General features: G+C 35.4%; 19 protein-coding genes. 15 read left to right on the forward strand and 4 right to left on the reverse strand.

What is annotated here, in order from left to right; all coding sequences use genetic code 11:
- Positions 1 to 213 precede the first annotated feature (213 nt).
- On the forward strand, positions 214 to 1,743 hold the full coding sequence (locus tag MKX57_RS11935) for a DHA2 family efflux MFS transporter permease subunit (protein WP_089986527.1): 1,530 nt from the start codon (positions 214 to 216) through the stop codon (positions 1,741 to 1,743).
- A gap of 340 nt (positions 1,744 to 2,083) precedes the next feature.
- Positions 2,084 to 2,623 carry a GNAT family N-acetyltransferase gene (locus tag MKX57_RS11940; RefSeq protein WP_342550297.1) on the forward strand — a complete coding sequence of 180 codons (540 nt, stop codon included), beginning with the start codon at positions 2,084 to 2,086 and terminating at the stop codon, positions 2,621 to 2,623.
- A 138-nt stretch (positions 2,624 to 2,761) separates the two neighbouring features.
- On the opposite strand, the gene MKX57_RS11945 is transcribed toward MKX57_RS11940, so the two are convergent.
- Positions 2,762 to 3,304 carry a TetR/AcrR family transcriptional regulator C-terminal domain-containing protein gene (locus tag MKX57_RS11945; protein ID WP_342550298.1) on the reverse strand — a complete coding sequence of 181 codons (543 nt, stop codon included), beginning with the start codon at positions 3,302 to 3,304 and terminating at the stop codon, positions 2,762 to 2,764.
- A gap of 168 nt (positions 3,305 to 3,472) precedes the next feature.
- Here MKX57_RS11945 and MKX57_RS11950 point away from each other — a divergent pair, with 168 nt between their 5' ends.
- Positions 3,473 to 4,903, forward strand: coding sequence for a DHA2 family efflux MFS transporter permease subunit (locus MKX57_RS11950; RefSeq protein ID WP_090001492.1), 1,431 nt, complete (start codon positions 3,473 to 3,475; stop codon positions 4,901 to 4,903).
- A gap of 87 nt (positions 4,904 to 4,990) precedes the next feature.
- Here MKX57_RS11950 and MKX57_RS11955 read toward each other — a convergent pair whose 3' ends face one another.
- The gene (locus MKX57_RS11955; protein WP_090001490.1) at positions 4,991 to 5,899 is read right to left on the reverse strand and encodes a C40 family peptidase; all 909 of its coding nucleotides are present in this window, start codon (positions 5,897 to 5,899) and stop codon (positions 4,991 to 4,993) included.
- A 951-nt stretch (positions 5,900 to 6,850) separates the two neighbouring features.
- Here MKX57_RS11955 and MKX57_RS11960 point away from each other — a divergent pair.
- The 3 genes from MKX57_RS11960 to MKX57_RS11970 all read left to right on the forward strand — a co-directional run bounded on the left by MKX57_RS11960 (position 6,851) and on the right by MKX57_RS11970 (position 9,972).
- On the forward strand, positions 6,851 to 7,810 hold the full coding sequence (locus MKX57_RS11960) for a 2-hydroxyacid dehydrogenase (protein ID WP_090001488.1): 960 nt from the start codon (positions 6,851 to 6,853) through the stop codon (positions 7,808 to 7,810).
- A gap of 65 nt (positions 7,811 to 7,875) precedes the next feature.
- Positions 7,876 to 8,259 (forward strand): cupin domain-containing protein, encoded by a 384-nt coding sequence (locus MKX57_RS11965; RefSeq protein ID WP_008177563.1) that lies wholly within the window; start codon positions 7,876 to 7,878, stop codon positions 8,257 to 8,259.
- A gap of 459 nt (positions 8,260 to 8,718) precedes the next feature.
- On the forward strand, positions 8,719 to 9,972 hold the full coding sequence (locus tag MKX57_RS11970; protein ID WP_008177559.1) for an MFS transporter: 1,254 nt from the start codon (positions 8,719 to 8,721) through the stop codon (positions 9,970 to 9,972).
- 230 nt (positions 9,973 to 10,202) lie between these two features.
- Here the strand turns inward: MKX57_RS11970 and MKX57_RS11975 are convergent, their stop codons facing one another.
- Positions 10,203 to 11,816 carry a PucR family transcriptional regulator gene (locus tag MKX57_RS11975; protein ID WP_008177556.1) on the reverse strand — a complete coding sequence of 538 codons (1,614 nt, stop codon included), beginning with the start codon at positions 11,814 to 11,816 and terminating at the stop codon, positions 10,203 to 10,205.
- An 826-nt stretch (positions 11,817 to 12,642) separates the two neighbouring features.
- Here MKX57_RS11975 and allC point away from each other — a divergent pair.
- From allC to MKX57_RS12015, 8 genes are all read left to right on the forward strand, one after another.
- Positions 12,643 to 13,872, forward strand: coding sequence for an allantoate deiminase (gene allC, locus MKX57_RS11980; protein ID WP_342550299.1), 1,230 nt, complete (start codon positions 12,643 to 12,645; stop codon positions 13,870 to 13,872).
- 43 nt (positions 13,873 to 13,915) lie between these two features.
- The gene (gene allE, locus MKX57_RS11985; protein ID WP_008177550.1) at positions 13,916 to 14,719 is read left to right on the forward strand and encodes a (S)-ureidoglycine aminohydrolase; all 804 of its coding nucleotides are present in this window, start codon (positions 13,916 to 13,918) and stop codon (positions 14,717 to 14,719) included.
- 132 nt (positions 14,720 to 14,851) lie between these two features.
- On the forward strand, positions 14,852 to 15,901 hold the full coding sequence (gene allD, locus MKX57_RS11990; protein WP_008177548.1) for an ureidoglycolate dehydrogenase: 1,050 nt from the start codon (positions 14,852 to 14,854) through the stop codon (positions 15,899 to 15,901).
- Between the two features lie 17 nt (positions 15,902 to 15,918).
- Positions 15,919 to 17,673, forward strand: a complete 1,755-nt coding sequence (locus MKX57_RS11995) for an acyl-CoA synthetase FdrA (RefSeq protein WP_089986520.1) — start codon at positions 15,919 to 15,921, stop codon at positions 17,671 to 17,673.
- Positions 17,673 to 18,938 carry a DUF1116 domain-containing protein gene (locus MKX57_RS12000; protein ID WP_090001485.1) on the forward strand — a complete coding sequence of 422 codons (1,266 nt, stop codon included), beginning with the start codon at positions 17,673 to 17,675 and terminating at the stop codon, positions 18,936 to 18,938. The genes MKX57_RS11995 and MKX57_RS12000 overlap by 1 nt, the downstream gene beginning before the upstream one ends.
- On the forward strand, positions 18,935 to 19,705 hold the full coding sequence (locus tag MKX57_RS12005; RefSeq protein WP_008177542.1) for a DUF2877 domain-containing protein: 771 nt from the start codon (positions 18,935 to 18,937) through the stop codon (positions 19,703 to 19,705). The genes MKX57_RS12000 and MKX57_RS12005 overlap by 4 nt, the downstream gene beginning before the upstream one ends.
- 5 nt (positions 19,706 to 19,710) lie before the next feature.
- A complete protein-coding gene (gene arcC, locus MKX57_RS12010; protein WP_089986517.1) occupies positions 19,711 to 20,643 on the forward strand; it encodes a carbamate kinase in 933 nt (310 codons plus the stop codon).
- 479 nt (positions 20,644 to 21,122) lie between these two features.
- Positions 21,123 to 21,899 (forward strand): GNAT family N-acetyltransferase, encoded by a 777-nt coding sequence (locus tag MKX57_RS12015; RefSeq protein ID WP_171364864.1) that lies wholly within the window; start codon positions 21,123 to 21,125, stop codon positions 21,897 to 21,899.
- Positions 21,900 to 22,600: 701 nt separating this feature from the next.
- Here the strand turns inward: MKX57_RS12015 and MKX57_RS12020 are convergent.
- Complete coding sequence (locus tag MKX57_RS12020; protein ID WP_342550300.1) at positions 22,601 to 22,747, reverse strand: YrzI family small protein; 147 nt, start codon at positions 22,745 to 22,747, stop codon at positions 22,601 to 22,603.
- A gap of 973 nt (positions 22,748 to 23,720) precedes the next feature.
- Between MKX57_RS12020 and MKX57_RS12025 the strand changes: the two genes are divergently transcribed.
- Positions 23,721 to 23,954 carry a hypothetical protein gene (locus MKX57_RS12025; RefSeq protein ID WP_342550301.1) on the forward strand — a complete coding sequence of 78 codons (234 nt, stop codon included), beginning with the start codon at positions 23,721 to 23,723 and terminating at the stop codon, positions 23,952 to 23,954.
- Positions 23,955 to 23,966: the final 12 nt, after the last annotated feature.

Here is a 23,966-nt window from a genome sequence, read left to right on the forward strand (position 1 = left end):
TCCCTATTTTAATTATACAATATACTCTATTCTTTCGTCAACAGTTTTATTACTTAGTTTTTAAAGGGGTGGTTGCTATGAAATCAGCAAAGGCACTACAACAGATGGGAGGAAAAAACTACTCAGCTCATTGACGAAGAAGTCCAGACCTAAAAAGACAATCGAAATTCTCAAGAAAATGAAAAAGATAAAAGAAAGTAGGATTGATACTACATGTCGGAGAATACCATTTCTGCCCAGACAAAAGCGCCATACGGCATGATTGCCATTTTATTTATTGGGGCATTTGTCGCAATTTTAAATGAAACATTATTAAACATTGCTCTCCCAGCCATTATGACGGAATTTGACGTAAATGCTACTGCCGTACAATGGCTTTCCACAGGCTATATGTTGATTAACGGTATTTTAATACCGGCAAGCGCGTTCTTTATTCAACGTTTTACGGATAAAAAGCTATTTATTACCGCAATGGCCTTATTTACACTAGGTACATTCCTAGCAAGTATTGCACCAGCATTCGGTGTATTATTAGCGGCACGTATGATTCAAGCTGCAGGCTCAGCCATAATGATGCCTTTACTAATGAATGTTATGCTTACTGCATTCCCAGTTGAAAAACGAGGCGCAGCGATGGGGATGTTTGGTCTCGTGATGATTACTGCTCCAGCAATTGGACCTACGCTTTCCGGCTGGATCATTGAACATTATAGCTGGAGAATGTTATTTGATATTGTTTTACCAATTGCTATTTTGACATTAATCTTTGCAGCCTTTAAATTGAAGGATGTGACACCACAACGTGCCATTAAGCTTGATGTGATATCACTCATTCTATCGAGTATCGGATTCGGCGGACTCCTTTACGGCTTTAGTTCGGCAGGGGAAAAGGGTTGGGACAATGTACTTGTCTATGGAACAATCATTATCGGAACGATTGCTTTAATTACCTTTGTCCTTCGTCAATTTCGTATGGATGAACCAATGCTTGAGTTTCGTATTTTCAAATATCCTATGTTTGCCTTATCATCGGCAATTTCCATCGTCATTGCTGTGGCTATGTTCTCCGCAATGATTTTAATGCCTATATATGTACAAACGATTCGTGGTATTTCACCAATGGATTCAGGTTTATTAATGCTACCAGGTGCAATTGTGATGGGGATCATGTCGCCAATTACCGGGAAGCTCTTTGATAAATATGGCGCAAGAAGCTTAGCCGTATTTGGATTAATCATCACGATTGTCACTTCTTATTACTTTAGTAAAATAAGTATGGATACGGCTTATTCGACACTTGTTCTTCTATATACATTACGTATGTTTGGAATGTCGATGGTTATGATGCCCGTTATGACAAATGGTCTGAATCAGCTACCAGCGCATAATAATCCACACGGAACAGCAATGAATAATACTCTTCAGCAAGTCTCAGGTGCCATTGGATCAGCTGTATTGATTACAGTTATGAACAATAAAACAACTGCCAAAGCAGAAGAAATAGCGGCTAGTGCCATGAATAATATGAGTGCCAATGCACAGACATCTACACAGGGGGCCGCTGAACTAAAACAACAAATCATGAATGAAGCCATGCTCCATGGTATCAATTACACCTTCTTTATTTCAACATTGATTGCGGTGATCGCACTCATTCTTGCATTCTTTATTAAAAGAGTTAAACCAAATCAAGAACATATGATGCCTAATGAGGATGCTGAAAAACAAGTAGAAGTGAAATAAGTAGGGAAACGGGTGTTGCTTATGTTAGCAACACCTGTTTTTTAGTTTTAAGACGATTAAAAATCTAATTGACTGAACTGATGGAATATAATGATAGTTATAATAATTAAATTGACATTGGAAATTGATTACCATAAAATTTGATTGATTCGTCACTCATTTTTTTGACAGGTGCTTCTAAGTTTACGATAGATGAAAAAAGAATTATCGGCTCAATTACAAAAAAATCTAACTACCAAGGTTAGTGGGGAGCAGCATGGATGGATAGTGATGTTTTCTAAAAAGTAATTGAATAGAAGGTTTTTTGCCATAAAGCTCAATAAACTAAGGAGAAATCAATTTGAAGATTGAAACCATATATGACTACGAAATAAATGGTTCATTAAGAGCCAAATTACAATATTTATTAACAGAATGCTTTACTGAAGATTATCCAAAAGAAAGGATTTACTTTAAGCAATTACCTCAATTTAGATTCATAGCAACGGATGACAAAAATGAACTTGTTGGTCAGGTTGGCTTGGATTATAGAATAATGAATTTAAATGGGAAACCTATTAGAGTTCTTGGCATTATCGACTTATGTGTATCAAAAAATCAGCGTTCGCAGGGAATAGGTTCATTGCTACTCTCGAAGATAGATGAATTTTGTAAAGGAAAGTCAGTTGATTTTTTACTCTTGTTTGCAGATAACAAAAAATTATACGTAAATGCAGGATTCAAGTCTGTCCATAATGAGTGTACATGGTTAAAAATAGACCATAAAAATCAATCAACATATGGAATAGGGCATGAAAAAATTAATGAGCTTATGATTAAAGAAATAGGTAATATAAAATGGGAAGATGGCAAAATAGACTTATTAGGCTATCTTTATTAAGCGAAGTCCCTTACTAAAATAAAACAACTTTAAAAGTCTTGTTACTTAAGCAGATGTAACAAGACTTTTATTTGTAATCACTGGAGTTCAATTTAATTGATCAAACGGTTTTTTAATTTAAACATCGTTTTAAAAAAATTATCGATATAACGCAATCATTTGATTGGCGATATACTCTGAACTAAAATGAATGCCATCTTTGAGCCACCACATTATGATGCCTAGTATCGACGAGGCGAGTATATCCATAGATAGTGTTACTTCTGTCGGATCCAAACATTCCCTTTCGCGCTTAATCACAATCATGTCTTTTAACATTCTATGGAATTTTCTTTTGAAGCCAGGATGTTCAAAAAGAACAGCTAAAATTTTTCGATGCTTATAAAAATAATCTAAAAAGGTCATTAATTTTTCTTGATTATTTAAATTGTCGATTTGTAAGGTAGGAGAAATTTTCAACGACAGGTCGTCAAAAATATCGTACACAACTTGCTTTAATAAATCATTGATATCTATAAAATGCAAATAAAAGGTAGCACGATTTAGCTCAGCACGCTGGGCTATTTTTTGTACGGTTAGTTTTGTAATGTCTGGATCTTCAATTAAAATTTCTACTACAGCTTCTTTAAACACTCGTTTAGACCGAATAGCTCGGGGATCTTGCTTCTTCTGTGACGTCAATGTTATTCTCCTTTATCTATTAAATTCTATTTTATTAATAGTTTTTATAAATATGTTGTTTAATTAACACTTCTTGAAAAATTGTAAATAGGCATCAAAAAATAAAAATGTTATTATCTATTTTATTGACAGTGTGTTAATAAAACAAGTAGAAAGAGGAATTTTAGCATGTCGGAATTCATCAATAAAAAAGTGTTGTTAACCGTCTTAATTATAGGCTGTTTTTTATCGACACTGAATCAAACATTGTTGAATGTAGCGTTGAGTAATTTGATGGAAGTATTTTCAGTTTCAGCTACAACTGTACAGTGGTTATCTACTGGCTTTATGTTAGTGAACGGAGTATTAGTTCCCATTACGGCATACTTAATGAAACGTTTTTCTACACGCCAATTATTTATTAGCTCCATGCTATTTTTATTAATTGGTTCGATTTTTTGTGCATTGGCACCGAACTTCGCTATGTTGTTAATAGGGCGTATGGTTCAAGCAGTTGGCGCAGGAATTATTATGCCACTGCTAATGAGTATCGTCATGTTTATTTTCCCACCTGAAAAAAGAGGCAGTATGATGGGGTTAATAGGGCTTGCGATGATTTTTGCTCCAGCAATTGCCCCCACATTAGCAGGCTTTATTATTGATTATTATTCATGGCGCTGGTTATTTATCGGCCTTATTCCATTGGTGATCATCACCATTTTATTAGCCGTAAAATACTTGATAAATGTCTCAGAAACAGCCAAAACAAAATTAGACGTAGTGAGTGTTATATTATCAACTATTGGTTTTGGTTTAATTTTATATGGATTTAGTAATGCAGGTAGCCATGGCTGGGATGATAAGGTGGTCATCAGTACGATCTCTGTAGGGATCGTAACAATTGCGACATTTTGTTTAAGACAAATAAAATCTAATGATCCGCTTCTAAATTTATCCGTATTTCAAAATAAAGTATTTACGTTAACGTCCATCATCAATATGATTGTCACAATGATGATGTATGCGGATATGATTTTATTACCAATCTATTTACAAAATGGGAGAGGATTTACGGCATTAGACGCAGGTTTATTATTATTACCTGGTGCACTTGTAAATGCCTTTATGTCTCCTGTTACAGGAAAAATATATGACCGTTATGGAGCGAAGCCGTTGTTTATCATTGGTTTAATTTTCATCATACCTTCTATGTGGATTGTTACAGATTTATCAGAAACTACATCTTTTACTTTTTTAATGATCCGTACCATTTTCCTACGTATAGGTTTGAGTTTTATTACGATGCCTTTGAACACAGCAGGTTTAAATGCCTTGCCGAAAACACTTGTCACACATGGTACCGCAGTTAATAATACGTTGCGTCAAATTTCGGGTGCGATAGGAGCTGCTGTGGTCATTACCATTTTTACAGCACAAACGACAAGTCATGCGAAAAGCTTGCTTGTAGAAACACCCAATGCTACGGCTGAAATGGTTCGTACACTAGCTTCCATCTTAGGCTCCAGTGATGCCTATTATTTCATGACCATCTTAGCGATTATCGCATTTATTTTAACGCTATTTGTTCCCTCTAAAAAAATGATGCAACAAAACGGTTAAGAAGGCTTTGCGATGGAGTCGAGCGGGGGAAGGGGAGCTTGAAATTTAAAAAAATGGCGTTTCATCTATGTGAAACGCCATTTCATGTTATTGAGTTAATCGTTGGATAAATGCATCTAAATGTTCGATTGTCACATTATCGTTCACACCAAATAAATTATCACCTTTACCTACCGTAATTTTATTGGATGCAAGAATGGATACATAGCTGTTAGCCCAATGTGATCCTGGAACATCTACAAAGTTTTCTGTTGCGCCCTGTTGTTTTAAGTTGAATGCTTCTACTAACACTTTTGATAATTGACCGCGTGTAATAGGTGAACCTGGATTGAATTTCCCGTTTTCATCACCAGTAAATACACCGATTTTTTTAAGGGCTTCAGCAGCACCTGCATATTTAGAACCTGGCTTTACATCAGGAAAACTTGAATTTGTATGACTAGTATCTAATTGTAGCTTCTTAGCTAATTTAAGAGCGACTTCTCCACGTGATGAATAAATAGTAAAGTCTATTTCAGCATCTTTTACCTCTCCATAATCAGAGAAGCTCGCAACACGTTTTGCCCCCACGTAACGAGATCCCCAATAATAGGGGTCATTGATTTTATCAATTTTAACCCCTGAACTTGTAGTAGCCGAAATAAAATTGCTGTCACCTATGTAAATGCCAACGTGTGAAACACCGCTTCCCGAAGTATTAAAAAATACGAGATCGCCAGTCTTTAAATTGTCTTTAGCAATAGAAGTACCTTGTTGATATTGAGCATTTGATGTCCGTTCTAATGAAATACCTAACTTAGAAAATACTAATTGTGTATAGGCAGAACAATCAACACCTGTCTTAATATCTGTACCTCCATATTTATAAGGAGCCCCAATATATGCTTTTGCTGTATTTGTTATATCTGTATATGTAGCTGCTTGCGCATCGTGAATACCTATTCCTGTAAAGAACATAAAAGATGCAAAAATCGGTAGTAATATTTTTTTCTTCAATTAATCCTTACCCCTTTCAAAAAGCCATCGCTTTTGAACTAAAGTAAGAATATCACGAAACGGTTAGGAGTTATTTTTCAATAATATTACTGATTAACACTTTCCTATGATTCTGACATGTTATTTTTAATTGTGTAATGTATCTGCAATAATTATGGTCAATTTTACTAAAAATATATGAATTAATTGGATATTAAGGGATATAAGAGCTATTAATTATATTTATGCTAAATGTGGATGCATTCGATAATTAATATCTCTTGCTAGAAAAATATAAAAAGTTGAGATGTAATAATGAATCATCGTTATAAAAATAGGAGGGCATGAAATTATGGTCAATTTAGCTTGCTTAAGGCTATCAACAAAAGTATTCTTAGTAAGATTATTGCCCAGCGGCAAATGTGCCATCTTAGGTGAAGAATTTGCAATAGATAATAACTATTCAAACTTAATAGGTTTGATCAAGGCTACATATTAACTTATTCATTTGAAAGGCAAAGTTAAAGAGAGTTATATTGATTTCATCGCAACTTTAGCATCTATATATAGATCGAATCAGTCCGATAATCTTAGGATTACCAGGGCTGATTTTTTGTGCAGAGAGCAGAAAGGGAAAGTAATCCTAATTTAGATAAAGCGTATTTCTAGTTATTTTAAATAGTAGCTTTAGTCAAAAACATGTAATGTCGATTCTGTTTTTGTTTAAAGTGAACAATGTTATTTAAAGGCTCCTATCCTACAATGAAATTAAGCAATTAACATAATAAAAAATAAAAAAGGAAGTGATTGAAAACGAAAGTATCTGCTTTTTTTGTGCAAAATGTTCAAAAAAAATTTTCCTCTTCTTACTGTGAAATAACAGTTTGAAGAAATGTATCTCTCTTCTATAAATCTATGGAAACTAGTTAATCAACAGACGTATTCAAAAACAATAGGAAGGAATTGATTGAAATGTTAGTCAAATTATTAGAACCATTAAATGTCTCAGATTCGATCATTGAAAAATTAGCGGAGCCGATCAAACAGGCTGGTCATGAATTTGTTTATTACAACGAGAAAACAACGGATCGTGCAGAATTAGCAAGACGTAGTGAAGGTGCAGATGTAATTATGATTGCTAATAATCCTTATCCTACAGAAGTAATTGATCAAAATGCCAATTTAAAATTAATAAATGTAGCCTTTACAGGTGTAGATCATGTAGGTATCGGACAAGCGAGAAACCAAGATGTTATGGTATGTAATGCAGCTGGATATGCGAATCAAGCAGTTGCTGAATTAACAATTGGTTTAGTGTTAGATGTGTATCGTCATATCACTCAGGGTGATAAAGAAATCCATGCCGATAATTTCCCAGGAGCATTCCAAGGTAGTGAAATTAAAGGTAAGACAGTTGGTTTGATTGGTACAGGTAAGATTGGTATGATGACTGCTCGTTTGTTTAAAGCATTTGGCGCAAAAATAGTAGCTTCAGACCAATCTAGAAGAAATCCGGCAGCAGAAGTTTTGGGTATCGAATACATGGAATTAGATGAGTTATTAGCACAATCTGATATTGTGTCATTACATATACCATTACTTTCAAGCACAAAAGGATTAATCTCTAAAGAAAAATTAGAATTAATGAAGGAATCAGCTATTTTAATCAACTGTGCACGAGGCCCAATTGTTGATAATGATGCATTAGCAGATGCATTAAATGAAGGGCGAATTGCAGGAGCGGGTATTGACGTATTTGATATGGAACCGCCTATTCCTGGAGACTATAAACTATTACAAGCCAAAAATGCGATTTTAACACCTCATGTAGGCTTCCTAACGAATGAGGCAATGGAATTACGGGCTAAAATTGCATTTGATAACACAATGGCATTCATAGAGGGAAAACCTCAAAATATTATTCGCAGATAATCATTTTCTGATAAACGGTAAATAACGTGGGTATAGTTTGAAATTCGAAACAAGGAGAAAATACAATGACATTAAAACAATTAGCAAGAGAAGATTTAAAAAATCGTATTTTCCATTGGCCTGATATTCAACAGTTTAGAGAAGATAAAGCGACAAAACATATTTTTTATGAAACACCAAATACTGTTGGAGCTATATGGTGTATGCACCCAGGTCAAACTTTGCCACTTCACTCACACGAGAAAGCTGATGATATTTGGGTTGTTGTTGAAGGGACAGCAGACTATTATCCAGAATGTGGTGAAATGGTTCAAATTAAAGCTGGTGATGTTGTAGTTTCACGTGCGGGTGAAAAGCACGGAATGACTAATAATTCTAGTAGAGATTTCGTCATGTTAGGGATTGCAGGTCCGACACCAATCGGCTTTATTGCGCATAAACATCATTAAGTTAACGATCACGTCTGTTGATTAACTAGTTTTCATAGTAAAAAAGATTCCTCCTTGTAGATGCATTATCTACTACGGAGGAATCTTTCGTGCGATCACAAAGAATTGTCACACCTGAGTAAAATTTTATTTTACAATTTAGGGTTTGAGCAAAGGTGTTTGCACGTAGATTGCGATCAGTCCGATTACCTATAGGGTAGTCGGGCTTATTTTTGTTTATTTGAGCCTTCTTTACTGTGAGGAGAGTTTGCAAAGGTACAAAAACACTGAGTAGGGATCGGCAAATGAGAATGCCATAAGTCATACTTTTATAAACAATTCAAACATAGGATTTTGTCTAAAATGTGCAATGCTGGTTCTGTTTTTGTTAAAAGTGAACAATGTTATTTACGTACTCATAACCTAAAATTAAATTAAGCACTACATAAGTAAAAAAAAGAAAAATGGGAGTGTCATATTATGGGACAAACAGTTAAGAATGACCCGAATTATTACAAAAAAATCATTTTTGCACTGTGTTTAGGTTGGGTAGCTATTTGGATTTATCGTACAATACTTACACCAATATATCCACAAATTCAAGAATCGCTTGGTAATATTAGCGATACTCAAGTAGGACTTATTGCCTCTATTTATTTCTTTGCCTATACTGGTATGCAAATTCCATCAGGAATACTCGTTGATAAATTTGGACAAAAACGAGTATTAATCCCTGCGTTTATCATTTTTGCATTAGCAGCATTCGTCATTGGATCAAGCACGACAATCACTCAAGTTTATGTAGGCGCTTTAATGGCAGGTCTTTCGACAGGCTCATACTATGGTGCGGCTTTCTCTTTATCAGCTAAATATATGCCAAAAGATAAGAAAAGCTTTTCTAATGCGATCATCAACAGCGGTTCGGCATTAGGGATGGTTATTGGTCTAGTAGGCTCATCTGTATTAGTAGGTGGCCTTGAAATCCAATGGAATAACATGCTTTATATTATAGCAGTCTTCATAGTAGCTGTAATATTTGTATTTGCGTTATTTGTTAAACAAGACAAAAAAACAGCTACAAATGAAACATCTGAAGATAAGCAAACAACACAAGCCACAGTATCTCAAGGCGTAGAATTATTCTCGCTCAAAAAAATAGTTATTTATTTCGTCTATTTTGCAACATGTTATGGTTATTACATGATTGTGACATGGTTACCATCATTCCTTGTTGCAGAAAAAGGATTTGAACAAGGTTCAGTAGGATATGTAGCTGCTCTAGTTGCAGTCACAGCAGTACCTGGTGCATTGATATTTTCTAAGTATATTGACAAAAATGCACATATGCGACAGAAATTAATTATCTTCTTGTTAATTGGCGCAGCCGTAACAATTAGTTTAACTGTATTTGCACCTAACCCATCTGTCCTTTATGCAGCATTAGTTTTATATGGTTTATTAGGTAAACTTGCCATTGATCCAGTTTTAATTACCTATGTAACAGATTCAGTACCTTCCAACAGCATGGCCAAAGCACTAGGTATCTTTAACTTCTTTGGAATGACTTCATCAGTTATTGCGCCAACTCTTACAGGTTATATTGGTGATATCACAGGTTCGAAAGTATTAGCATTCTATATTGCAGCAATACTTCTTGCAGCAGCAGCGATTTTATTCTTCCTTGTCGTGATGGTGAAAGAGAAGAAAGCAATCAATCCCCTAACTAATGAATAAAGTAAAGCTACCTATCGATGGAGGTTTAGTACATCTTCCGCTGATAGGTAGTTTTGTTTTTACTGCCCAAAGGCAGAGAGGTCTTCCCATGAAGAAGCTAATTCTGTGAGTAGGAGCTACTACATTTGCATACTCATAATTGAGGTGGGGAAGCAAGTGTTCCGGTAAAATAGGCAAAAAGAATCCCGCTAAAAAGCATTCATAACAGCTTTTTAGCGGGATTTTTAAGTTTAAAAATTTACTTTCTCTGACGCAAATAATGCTAATCGTAGATCCAATGAAATATCAGGTGATTCGATAGACTGACCTAAAATCTCTTCACATTTTTTTATACGATATTTTACCGTATTCCGATGAATAAATATATCTTCAGAAGTCTTTGTCAGATCACAATGATTCGCCAAATAGATTTTCAATGTATATTTTAGTTCTTTTTCTTTCGTCGTTTTTGGATAGGCTAATGAACCTAGTGTATACGTGATAAACGGTTTTAATTTATTTGCTGGAATGAGTTGTAACAATTCTTCTACACTTTTAGATTTATAGAGTTCGATAAATTCAACTTTACCACTTTCTGACTTATGATCAAAAGCTTCATTCGCTTCAAAATAAGAGAGTGGTAACTGTGAGAATTCAGTAACTTCATTACCAATACCGAATGACATTGTGCTATTAAAAAGTTTTTGATACTCTTTTTGGATATATTTGCAGTAATCTAAATAATATTGATGTTTAGTTTGTAATAGAATCGTAAATCGATGATTACCTGGAGATCTATAAACACTGATAGAAGGATCAATGTCAGTAAACTTATGTGTTAGCCATTCAAAAGTCATTTGATAGCGCTCATTCAAATAGATATTATTTTCCATATCCCTTTCTTGATCAATCGCACAAACGATCACTTGATAGAAATTGGATGGTTGAATAAGGTGCTTTTTTAAAAACTCAGGGTGCTGTTTGACTGAAATAAGATTATCTGGATGTTCAGACATCAATGTTTCGAAAAATCGGTTTACATCTTGTTGTTCTGCTTCTTTGATTTTACTATTTTTATAAATGGCGAGACTGAGTGTATTCACGGCTTGTTCTATGGCAAGCAAACTAAATGGATAAGTGAGCGTATTAACATTTGAAACCATCAAATAATACGGAAAATATTTAAATGCTGGAACTTCAAATATAATATGTTCTTCTTGGAAAGATGCTTTATTATTAGGTGAGATTTGCTTGGAATTAACACATCTTTTGAAGTAACTAAGATTTTTCTGAATTTGCTCTGCGTGTTCTTGGAAGTGATGGCTCATCGATTTAATTTGATGAAAAGGATTTAATAGCATCACAGGGACTCTAAGGAGTCTGCTCATTCGTTCAATCATCATTTCCAAGCTCAAACCTCTCATAAGCATTGTATTTAACTCTTGTTGGATATCTAATGCAAAATATAACTTTTCAGTTTCTTCATCCAAGATATAGGATGATATATGGTGCGTAATGGATCCGAGATTCCAACTATCAGGGATTCTAATAATGGGGAATTTTAACTTGTTTGCATATTCTATTACTTCATCATCAATTTTTTCTAAAAAGCGTGATAATTTAACGCCTATTCCAGCAACTTGTATATCATTTAATTCTCGAATGAGATCCTTTAATCCGGATTGGTCGTGTTGATAACACATACCAGTAGTGACGATAAATGAATGAGGAGCTGTGAAATTTTTAATATCAGGCGTTTCTGTAATATCGACCATTTCTACTTCTCTTTCTAAATCTCCCTCATCATTTAATAATGTTAAATCAGAAAATTGTTGGACAGACATGATTTCTTTTAATGTTGTCATAAGAGTCATCCCCTTTATATTTGTTAAATAAATCCAAAATAAGTATGTAAAACGCTACAAGGATAACCTATCACTCTGATTGTATACTATTTTTGAAGGTTATTATATAAAATTCTTTATTTTGAAATAGTAAAGAAGAATCATATGCTTGACCTAGGTCAGAATATTCTACGTGATGCTTTGTTTATAAAATATGGTTACAACAAGGATAGCATGGCTAAAGTAGCTTGAACAAAGAAGTTCACCTTTGCACAACTAAACTCTGTTAGGAATAGCTATGTTAGAAAGAAGTGACAACAATGTGAGATCAACCATACAAACCACTTGGAACCGAAATAGTGAGTGGCATAGCCTTTCTTCCTGTACTTCTATTTCTACTTAGTTTAATAATCTTTAAATTAAAAGGGTTTGATGCAGAAGCAGCCGTTAATCAAATTGAGAATGAGTCAAATATCTTTCAATACAATACGATATAGCTTAGGTTTGCTCCTACTTGTATGTGTCATGACACTCGGGCTATTGTTTATCTTTTAATCATTTTAATCTGGACTATACCACATGGAAAATCTAAGTTTTTACATAGATTTACTATGTGGTTTTTGTTTTTTAGTAAGATAGAATTGATCATTTACTTTACTCACAAGCCTCCTTAAACCCTTTCCATAATCGATAGCTACGTTCTTTTTTACTCCAAGATAGTTGCTCCTTATCAAAATTTGTTTGTCTAAAGTGCATAAAAAGACCATCCATTATTGTTTATTGTGTCAATGAATGGTTATGGGGTAGGACCTATAATAAATGTGAAGAAGGAAGGAGTGAAAGAGGTATGGATATTCAATCAACTTTTGAATCGTTAGATAAGAAATTCACAGGTTTTGGTGGCTTAGAACAAGGTGGAATTACACGACTTTTATATTCTCAAGAATGGAATGATGCAGTTCGAGAACTGGAAAAAGCATTCAAAGAAGAAGGGTTAGAAGCAAGCTTTGACGATATCGGGAACTTAACTGGGCGTCTTGTTGGCAGTAAATATCCGGAAGAAACCATTTTAACAGGATCACATATCGACACAGTAGTGGAAGGTGGTCATCTAGATGGCCAATTCGGTATCTTAGCAGCACTAGCGGCTGTGAAATATTTAAAAGCTAAACATGGCCAACCACTACGCTCATTAGAAGTATTATCCCTTGCAGAAGAAGAAGGTAGTCGGTTCCCTTACACATTCTGGGGTAGCAAAAACTTCTTTAACTTAGCTAAAAAATCGGATGTTGACACAATTGCAGATGCTGAGGGCATTAAGTTCGAAGACGCGATGCGTAAATCAGGCTTCGATTATCGTAAAACTACTGACGTTCGTAATGACATCAAAGCATTTGTTGAAATTCATATTGAACAAGGTAAAGTGTTAGAGACAGAAAACAAAACAATCGGTGTTGTTAATGGCATCGTTGGTCAAAAACGCTTCACGATCAACTTAAAAGGGGAAGCAAACCACGCTGGTACTACGCCAATGTCATTACGTCGCGATACAGTTGTTGCCTATAGTGAAATTGTCTCAGATTTAACAAAACGTGCTAGAGAAATAGGGGAACCACTTGTATTAACGTTCGGTCATATCACACTTGTACCAAACACAGTAAATGTAGTTCCTGGTGAAATTACATTCTCAGTAGACTGTCGTCATATTGATCAGCAAATATTAAATGATTTTGCAGCAGAAATCGAAGACAAAATTAGATTAGTCGCTGAAGCAAATAGCATGACTTACGACATTCATTTATGGATGGATGAGGCACCAACATTGATGGACAAAAAAATCGTTCAAATCATAGAACAAGCAGCAAAGAACAATGTAGGGAATCAATATAAAGTGATGCCATCTGGTGCAGGACATGACTCACAAATCTTTGCTCAATATGTACCAACGGCGATGTTGTTTGTACCTTCTATTGGTGGAATTAGTCACAACATTAGTGAAGAGACTAAGATAGAAGACCTTGTTAAAGGTATTGAAGTATTAAGTGATGTACTTTATGAACTAGCATATAAAGAATAAAAATTATAAAGAATAAAAATAATGAAAAAGGAGCCAGATACTTATGGGTTACATAAATCAAGTTCAAGGATACAGAGAAGGTTTATTAGAAACACGTTCAGTCATTAAAAAAGACAATTATGCGGTAATTACACCGGATGGTCTAGTTAATAATGTTGTACCTGGTTTCAAAGATTGTGACGTAACAATCTTAGGATCCCCGCGTTTAGGTGCAAGATTTGTAGATTACTTAGTAACTGTAAAAAACCAAGGTGGAAACAAAACTGGTTTCGCTGGTGATGGTATTCAATCTTTTGTATACGTCGTTTATGGCAAAATCAATGCGTTTGCAGATGGTAAGCGATACGAATTAACAGAAGGTGGGTATTTATATGTGCCTCCACACTTACAGTTAACTTTTGAAAATAATAATAACGGTGAGGATAGCCGCTTATTCTTATATAAAAAACGTTATCAACCTCTTAAAGGACAACCTCTTAAAGGATATACACCAGAAGTCGTTACAGGTAATGTGAACGACATCGAACAAGAGGCATATGAAGGTATGAAAGAAGTATTAATTCAAGACTTATTACCAAAAGAAATTGGATATGACATGAACATTCATATTCTTTCATTCAAACCAGGTGCTTCACATGGTTACATTGAAACACACGTTCAAGAACACGGCGCTTATGTTTTAAGTGGGCGAGGCATGTACAACTTAGACAACGAATGGATGCCGGTTGATAAAGGTGATTATATTTTTATGGGCGCTTATGTACCGCAAGCAACCTATGCAATTGGTTTAGATGAACCATTCTCATACATTTATTCTAAAGATGCAAACAGAGATATTGATTTATAAAAAGGGAGTATATTATCTCCGATAGCTATACAAAGATAAATTAGGCATCTTAGTTACAAAAGAATTTCTTAAAAAAATTCTAGATTATTTAGAATCTGAAACAAAATATTAATTAAATGAGGAGTAAACAAGATGCGTGTATCTAAAGAAGAACTTTTTAATCTAATGAAACAAAAGTTTATGAAAGCGGGATTAAATGAAGGAGCGGCACATGATGTTGCAGACGTATTAACATACGCTGATTATAGAGGTATTCACTCACATGGGGCTGTACGTGTTGAATACTATTCTGAACGGATTGCAAAAGGCGGTATTACAACCAATCCAAACTATACATTTGAACAAACAGGACCAGCATCTGCGGTCTTTAATGGGGATAATGGTCCAGGTCACCAAATAGCAAAACAAGCGATGGAAAAAGCGATTGAAATGGCTAAAAAATCAGGTGTTGCCGTTGTTGGTATGAAAAATATCTCACATAGTGGTGCATTAGGTTACTTTGTTGAAATGGCAGCAGAGCAAGATATGGTTGCTCTAAGTATGTGTCAATCAGATCCAATGGTCGTACCGTTTGGCGGAACTGAACCTTATTTTGGGACAAACCCAATTGCTTATAGTGCACCGTCTGCTGATGACCGCATCATTACATTTGATATGGCGACTACTGTCCAAGCATGGGGCAAAATCTTAGATGCAAGAAGTAAAAATGCATCGATCCCAGATACATGGGCTGTGGATGCTACTGGTGCACCTACGACGAATGCAAGAGATGTTCATGCACTCGTGCCAATTGCAGGTCCAAAAGGATACGGCTTGATGATGATGGTAGATATTTTATCAGGTAGTCTTCTAGGAGTCCCACATGGTATACATGTGTCTTCTATGTATCAAGACTTAACTAAAGGACGCGATTTAGGTCAAATTCATATCGTCATTAACCCTGCTTATTTCACAGATTTGAATGCTTTCAAGCTACAAATTACAACAATGCTCAATGAATTAAAAACACAGCCAGCGGCAGAGGGCTATGGAGAAATTTATTATCCAGGTGAACGCGGTGTATTAAGAAGTAAAGAATATGATAAGGAAGGTATTGAAATCGTAGACGACATTTACAACTATCTTGTGTCAGACGACGTTCATTACGATCGTTATCATGGAAAAAATAGATTTGCAGAATAATAAATTGGAGGATCATCATGTTATACACAATTATAAAAGAAAACACTTATAAAGACTCCATCGTGTTAATGCTTTTATCCAACAAGTTGTCTGCAATTGATGGTGTAAACAAAGTTTCGATCATGATGGGAACACCAGCGAACAAAGACATTTTTAAATCTTCTGGCTTAGGCACGGATGAATTAGAAAAAGCAAAGCCAAATGATATCGTCATCGTTGTAGATACAGATCAAGAAGAAAAAGTAGACGAAGTGAAAGAAGAAGTAGAGATCGCTTTAAAAGGTGATTCAGATTCACAAAATACGTCTAAAGGTCAAGAAGCTCATAACTGGAAACGTGCAATGGAGCTTGCGAACAATCCAAATTTAGCATTAATTTCAATTCCTGGTCAATATGCTGCAATGGAAGCGGAAAACGCATTGAACGAAGGTTTACATGTGTTCATGTTTAGTGACAATGTTTCAAAAGAAGACGAAGTGAAACTAAAACAAAAAGCGCATGAAAAAGGTTTATTAGTGATGGGTCCAGACTGTGGTACGGCACTTATTCACGGCGTCCCTCTTGCTTTTACCAATAACGTAAACGAAGGTGATATCGGTATTGTTGGGGCATCAGGTACAGGGATCCAAGAAGTAACAACAATTATTGACCGTTTTGGTAAAGGTGTTACAAACGCTCTTGGTACAGGTGGACGTGATTTATCGACGGAAGTTGGTGCCATCACGATGTTAGATAGCATCAAAGCGTTAAATCAAGATCCGAAAGTAAAAGTAATTACAGTGATATCCAAACCACCTGCAGAGGAAGTACAACGCAAAGTATTAAATTTATTAAGAAATATTGATAAACCAGTTGTTACGCTATTTTTAGGCGACAAACCTTCGTATCAAGAAGAGAATATCTATCATGCTTACACACTTGAAGAAGCAGCAGTTGTAGCTGTCCAATTATCAAATGGTGACAAACCGAATTTTGAACCAACAACAGCCGATGTAAACGTTGTATTAAAAGAATCACAAGTTGGTATTAAAGGTTATTATTCTGGCGGTACTTTGGCATCTGAGGCGGCTATGCTAGTGAGAGATGCTTTTAAAGATACAATGACTGAAGAGAAAAGCGAAAGCTATGTTTTAAAAACAAACACTCATGAAATCATTGATTTAGGTGATGATGTTTATACAAAAGGTAAACCACATCCAATGATTGACCCTGAAAAACGTATCGAAATGCTTGAAAAATCTATGAACGACCCTGCAACTGCAGTCATTATGATTGATAACGTGATCGGTAACGGTGGTCATGAAGATATGGCTAGTGAACTAGCACCAACAATCAAACGTATTTTGGATAGTGCACGTCAACAAGGTCGTCAACTTGCAGTGCTTGCAACGGTTGTAGGTACAGCACAGGACATTCAAGGGTACGATAAACAAATTGCCATTTTAAAAGAGAGTGGTGCAATTATTTGTAAGACAAACGATCAAATGGTCCGCACAGCTATCCAACTTGTAGGCGGTAAAGTGGAACAACCAATTACTGATGTACAAAAATTTAACTATACAGAAGAAAGCTTAGTAGTGGATGAGAAAATTATGTCCTTTATCAATATGAAACCAAGCGTTATCAATATTGGGCTAAAAAGCTTTACGGAAGCTGTTCAAAACAGTGGCTCAGAGTGTGTTCAATTTAACTGGCGCCCAATTGCTGGTGGCGATGAGAAGTTAATGAAAGTACTTCAATTCTTAAACTATTATGAAGGAGGTACAATCTAATGGGATACAAAACAATAAATGAAGCGAACGAAGCCGTTATCCAGAAGATCATAGCAGCGGCACCATTTTTAACGGACGTTGTACCTGCTAAATCTGTGATTCCTGAATTAGAAGAGTACGTGTTATTACATGCTGGACCTCCAATTAAATATGAAAACATGACAGATCCTATGCAAGGTTCCTGTGTTGGCGCAATCCTTTTTGAAGGATGGGCAGAAGACGAAAAGAATGCACGGGAATTACTTGAAAACAACCAAATCAAATTCATTCCATGTCACCATGTAAATGCAGTTGGACCAATGGGTGGTATTACTTCACCTAACATGCCAGTCCTTGTTGTTATTAACAAGGAGAGTGGTAACGAAGCGTATTGTCAAATGAACGAAGGGATTGGTGCCGTATTACGCTTCGGCGCTTATAATGAGCAAGTCATCAATCGTTTACACTGGATGAAAGATGTATTAGGTCCCGTATTAAGTAAAGCCCTAAAAACACTTGATGGAGGCTTGAACGTCAACGTATTGATTGCTAAAGCTATTGCAATGGGTGATGAGTTCCACCAGCGTAATATTGCAGCTTCACTTGCCTTTTTAAAAGAACTATCTCCAATCATTTCTTCATTAGATGACGTTGAAAAAGATCAACGTACAGAAGTAATCCAATTCTTAGCTGACACAGACCAATTTTTCTTAAATATTGCTATGGCAACTGGCAAAGCGATGATGGATGCTGCACGTACAATCGAACACGGTACAGTCGTTACCGCAATGTGCCGAAACGGTGAAAACTTTGGTATCCGTATTGCTGGTATGGGAGACGAATGGTTTACTGGTCCTGTGAATACCCCGCAAGGATTATATTTCACTGGTTACTCAGCAGAAGATGCAAACACAGATATCGGTGATTCAGCGATTACAGAAACAATCGGTGTCGGAGGTATGGCGATGATTGCAGCACCTGCAGTAACACGCTTTGTTGGTTCGGGTGGATTTAATGATGCACTTGAAACAAGTAATCAAATGACAGAGATCTGTATTAGCGAAAACCCGAACTTTGTCATCCCAACTTGGGACTTTAAAGGCGCATGTTTAGGTATCGATGCACGGAAAGTTGTTGAAACAGGGATCACACCAGTTATCAACACTGGTATTGCCCATAAAATTGCTGGGTACGGACAAATTGGTGCCGGTACAGTACATCCGCCAATCGAATGTTTTGAGAAAGCTATCACAGCATATGCTCAAAAGCTAGGATTTAAAGGATGATTTTACAAGCAAGTGCGGTTGGTTCAATCGCACTTCAATTATTGAATGATGAAAAAACCTTTACCGTGCACAGTATGTTTGAAAAAGGTTTAAATATGGTTGATCAAGATGGCGAATTGATATTTGTTGGTACAGATGAAAATGGGACATTTCCGTTTGGGATCTTACTTGATCCTCAAACGCGACAAACTGTAAAGACCAATATTAAGGTAGGCGATACATTAATGTTTCGCAATAATCGTCTTTTTCATAATCGCTTCCAAATGGTGTTTAATGTAAAAATAATACCGTTAGATATGGATTTTGAACATGCAAATATAAATAAATTGAAAGAAAATTTTCAATACATTTCCTTTACATCCTATGAATCATCAGATTTTGAACGAGCACGTGTATTATCCTTGATTAATCGATTACAAGATCCAACGCAAAATCTTGACAAGACATTCCGTTATTTTATTGGGCGTGGACATGGTTTAACGCCAACAGGTGATGATATACTAGTCGGCATATTGTACGGACATTTTATTAAAAATTTTATCGAACATAAGCATCTAGAAACACTAAAAGCACTTATCAAGGAACCTTTAACAACCATTGTCAGTAAGCGTTTCTTAACCTGTGCTATAGACGGTGTATTTAGTTCGAAGATTACAGCATTGCAACATGATCCATCTTTAGAAAGCATGAACAGGCTTATAGAAGTAGGATCATCTTCTGGAATGGATACGTTATATGGCATCTACTTGTCATTAACTAAGGAGTGAAAGAAATGGGAAAAAGTGTAGTTATTGCTTTAGGTGGTAATGCCATTTTACAGCCAAAACAAGAAGCAACTTATGATAATCAATTCAAAAATGTAGTGTCGGCAACAGGCCATATGGTAGAAATTCGAGAAGCGGGTCATAATATCGTCATTACACATGGTAATGGTCCGCAAGTGGGGAATATCATTGCCCAAAATGAAGCTGCAAAAAATGTAGTCGAACCACTACCAATTTATGTTTGTAACGCAGAATCACAAGGTTTCATAGGTTATATGATGGAAACAGCTTTAAAAAACCATATGAAAGAACGTGGCATTGCTACAAATGTGGTTACATTGCTAACGATGGTTGAAGTGGACAGGGATGATCAAGCTTTTAAAAATCCGACTAAACCAATCGGTGTATTTTTCTCGGAAGAAGAAGCACATCGTTTAGAAGAACAAGGCTTTACTATGGCAGAAGATGCAGGGCGGGGATATAGACGCGTTGTCCCTTCACCAGAACCAAAAGTGATTCACGGAATAGATGAAATTAAACGTTTAATTGATGAAACGATTGTTATTTCTTCTGGTGGTGGCGGTATACCTGTATATCGTGAAGACAGTGGTCAATTACATGGTATTGAAGCAGTCATTGACAAAGACCGGTCAGGATTAAAGCTAGCACAACAAGTGAATGCGGAAGTTTTCATGATGCTAACAGATGTACCAAATGTCTATATTAATTTCGGTAAAGAAAATGAGCAAAAGCTAAGCCACATTACCGTAGCTGAAGCTGAACAGTATGTTGCAGAAGGACAATTCCCGGCAGGTAGTATGTTACCAAAAATGCAAGCTGCTATAGAATTTGCAAAATTAGGGAAAGAGTCAATCATTTGTTCAATCGATCAAGCAGTAGCTGCATTAAATGGAAAAGCAGGTACACGTATTACAAAATAAGCTTAAAGTATGGTTCAAGAACCATCATCCATTAAGTTTGCAAAGTCATGACGTGAGTAATCACGGACTATAGACGTTGCAAACTTTTTGACTTTCTTACTATTTTTTTACAAAACCTTCATTAAGCAAACGGGCTCGATTCTGTAGCAAGAATTGCGCTTTTTCTTTTTTTGAGGGGGATTTTATAGTGTATGAAAACAGTGATTTATTAGTTATTAGTGTATATTTGGGAAAAATCTGATAAAATTTATATAATTATCATTAGAAGGAGGCGGTATATGATGAAAATCGCTAACATAATTAACGGGGTAAATCTATTTTAAGGGATGAGCGTAGAACAAGGAAAAGTTGTCTTTTTTACGGATAAAAAAGATTAAGTTGAACGTCTATTTCTGAAATAATTGGTACTAATCAATAGATTAATTAATGGAATAAGATGATTCAATAGAAAAAAATTAATAAATACTGGAGGGTTGCCCATGGATAAAAATGAATTAATATCACTATTCCACAAAGAACTTCGACAAGAAGCTCAAGTAAAAGGTTACATAAGAGAGGAAACGGGGCATGTCGTGCGCCACATTTCACAGTTTGGTGAAAATGGGTTCATTGTCTCATCTAATGTAAACGAAGGCAATGTAAGAGAAATTATTAAGAACGAGTTAAACTATTTTAGTAACTTTGAGCAGGATTTTGAGTGGAAAGTATATAGCTACGACAAGCCTGATAGTTTGAAAGATATTCTTAAACAAGAAGGATTCACAATAGATGATCCTGAAGCACTAATGGTCATGAAGTTAGATAATCAGCACCCCTTGCTTAACAATGATCAACACTTCGACTTAAAGGAAATAACGGATGAACAAGGCATTCAAGACATTATTGTTCTAGAAGATGCCATCTGGAATGTACCGCATGCTGAGCTGGGAGAAAGACTTTGGAGAGATAAACAGAATGATCCTGAATCCCTATACCTTTATGGAATTTATGAAGATGGTCAGCTTGTAAGTGCTGCTTGGATGTACTTAGAGAAAAACTCCTCCTTTGCTAGCTTATGGGGAGGTTCAACGCTACCGTTGTCTCGAGGAAAAGGTTACTATACAGCGCTTTTAGCAATTCGAGCAAAAAAGGCATATGAAAATGGGCATCCTATCCTTACGGTTGACGCCAGTCCGATGAGTAAACCTATCCTAGAAAAGTGCGGTTTTCTATGTCTTGCATACTCTTATGGCTGCCAGTCACCTTCTACCAAGTAGTAGGGCCTCATATTAAAAAACTAGCGAATAGAAGCTCGTAGGATAAGTTCGTCAGGTAATCCTAATCCTGGTTGAAATTGTAGTCGATGGAGTTTATGTGCGCAGAAAGGGAATAAATGCTATCAGTGTTCAAGGAGAGAATCACTGAACACCCTTATCCAAAGTGTTAGCAAAAAACCTATTGAAGGAAGTTTAACAATTAATCCAATAAAACCATTGCAGAAGAATTCTGGTCAATCCATATGACTACGGTAGCAGCAGTGACGTTTTATTCAGATAAAGATAGCTGATAGTTATGACGATTGACTTCGTTATTGAATAAAAAGTGTTCGATTTTTTCGAATAAATCTTTTAATAGCATAGCAATTACTATGTGGAAAATTTGTTTATTACAAATGAAATAGTAATAAACAACATGGAGCCGATAGGGCAGACTAATGGAATTAAGTTTAGTATTTTTTTAAAACTACATCAAGTTCTATGTGTAACATATCGCTTAAAAAGTGCAAAATACCTCATGAAGCAACCCGTCCTAGATTAGAACGGGTTAGTTTCACGGAAATTATAAAATTAAATAATATTGTCTTTTTATATTACTTCATCTGGTGGTTGTGTCTTTCTCCAGCCATAAAACTGCATGACGTCTTTTGATCATATAAATCATTTCAATTCCCACCTTTCATGTTTTTTAATGAAGAAAATTAATATTGACGAAGACGAATATAATTTTCTACTTTTCTTCGGTTCTCTTCAAAGATTTTTTTCACATTTTCATTATGAAGTGCTTTCTCAAGAGAGTTCTCACGTTTTGTAATAGTTATCGTGAGAGCAAAAAAGTTTAATATCATTTATGATCACCTCCTTAAATTACCATGAAAAATGAAAAAACCGTAGGGAGACTCCCCCTACGGTGAAAAAAGGCACAAAAATACCGCAGGGGCACACTTCTCCCTGCGGTATGGGTATGCTAAATTACAAAAAACTTAAGCGATCCATTCCGAACTGGTCGAATGTGTGATTTTCATTTTTACTTTAGTTGTGGCTAATAATGACATCAATTTAACGATACGGATCATTTCATTCGACCTCCTTAAGAATTTTATGTTTACTTTGTAAGTATAGCTATATTTAAGGTGTTTGTAAACATCTTTTACTAAGATTTCCTGATTATTGAAGCGAGAGCCGTTTTTGATGTGACAGGTATAAGGGGAAATCCAAATCAAATTCTACTGGGGGATGGCTCCAAAATGAAAAAGCATTAGCAATTCACATTGAATAGGGTATCCCATACATTAATAAGAAGACTAAGTGATATGTATCGTCGGAGCTAAAAGTATGGACACGCACCAACATTTTTAATGTCAACGGACTACGAACAAGTTCGTTTAATCACAGCTCAATTTATCAGATGATGGAAGAAGCGGCAATACTAGTGGAATTGGAGTTACCCTAAACAGTATATGCAATATAAATCTTGCCAATCAAACAAATTCACTACATAATCGAATGATTCCTATAATTTATCGTAAAAAATAATGCTCATTATCGTTAATGTAGATTTGTCCAATATTTATTAAATTTATTCATAAAGTGGGAACAACTCAAATGGTTGTGACTATATCTTGACAAAGGTTAAAAAATTGCTGAGGAGTATTTTTCCTTAAGATCCATTTTGATATGCAGGAACAAAACGGGCCAGATTGTAGAAGAAGTATCTACAATAAATTACAATATATTGTAAATTTTAAAAATTTTATAGAAGGAATCGAACCAAGTATAAAAATTTGGTTTTTTTAGAGCTTAAAAGAATAAGGAGGTTGTTTGTTTGACCAAAAAAAGTTATTTATTTCATTTGATTTTAGGCTTGATGACTGGATTTTTTTCTTACCGACATTGTTAGAATGGGGAGGGATTCCTTTCACGCTTGCAGATGTAATAGAGCTTATATTTGGTGAACCTAACCAAACAAGTCGTACAGTAGTCCTTATTCTTTTGGTGATACTTTTGTTCTTTATAATACGAAGCTTTTATAAACAATATAAAAAATTAATGTAAATATTTTAGCAA

It is taken from the genome of Lysinibacillus sp. FSL M8-0216 (assembly GCF_038595555.1).
Taxonomy (GTDB): domain Bacteria; phylum Bacillota; class Bacilli; order Bacillales_A; family Planococcaceae; genus Lysinibacillus; species Lysinibacillus fusiformis.

Excerpts from the sequence above, each read along its gene's own strand:
- MKX57_RS11970 (WP_008177559.1), top strand. The coding sequence starts at position 8,719 with ATGGGACAAACAGTTAAGAATGACCCGAATTATTACAAAAAAATCATT.
- MKX57_RS12000 (WP_090001485.1), top strand. The coding sequence starts at position 17,673 with ATGGGATACAAAACAATAAATGAAGCGAACGAAGCCGTTATCCAGAAG.
- MKX57_RS12015 (WP_171364864.1), top strand. The coding sequence starts at position 21,123 with ATGGATAAAAATGAATTAATATCACTATTCCACAAAGAACTTCGACAA.
- allE (WP_008177550.1), top strand. The coding sequence starts at position 13,916 with ATGGGTTACATAAATCAAGTTCAAGGATACAGAGAAGGTTTATTAGAA.
- MKX57_RS11950 (WP_090001492.1), top strand. The coding sequence starts at position 3,473 with ATGTCGGAATTCATCAATAAAAAAGTGTTGTTAACCGTCTTAATTATA.
- allD (WP_008177548.1), top strand. The coding sequence starts at position 14,852 with ATGCGTGTATCTAAAGAAGAACTTTTTAATCTAATGAAACAAAAGTTT.
- MKX57_RS11935 (WP_089986527.1), top strand. The coding sequence starts at position 214 with ATGTCGGAGAATACCATTTCTGCCCAGACAAAAGCGCCATACGGCATG.
- arcC (WP_089986517.1), top strand. The coding sequence starts at position 19,711 with ATGGGAAAAAGTGTAGTTATTGCTTTAGGTGGTAATGCCATTTTACAG.
- MKX57_RS11975 (WP_008177556.1), bottom strand. The coding sequence starts at position 11,816 with ATGACAACATTAAAAGAAATCATGTCTGTCCAACAATTTTCTGATTTA.
- MKX57_RS11960 (WP_090001488.1), top strand. The coding sequence starts at position 6,851 with ATGTTAGTCAAATTATTAGAACCATTAAATGTCTCAGATTCGATCATT.
- MKX57_RS11995 (WP_089986520.1), top strand. The coding sequence starts at position 15,919 with ATGTTATACACAATTATAAAAGAAAACACTTATAAAGACTCCATCGTG.
- allC (WP_342550299.1), top strand. The coding sequence starts at position 12,643 with ATGGATATTCAATCAACTTTTGAATCGTTAGATAAGAAATTCACAGGT.
- MKX57_RS12020 (WP_342550300.1), bottom strand. The coding sequence starts at position 22,747 with ATGATATTAAACTTTTTTGCTCTCACGATAACTATTACAAAACGTGAG.
- MKX57_RS11965 (WP_008177563.1), top strand. The coding sequence starts at position 7,876 with ATGACATTAAAACAATTAGCAAGAGAAGATTTAAAAAATCGTATTTTC.
- MKX57_RS12005 (WP_008177542.1), top strand. The coding sequence starts at position 18,935 with ATGATTTTACAAGCAAGTGCGGTTGGTTCAATCGCACTTCAATTATTG.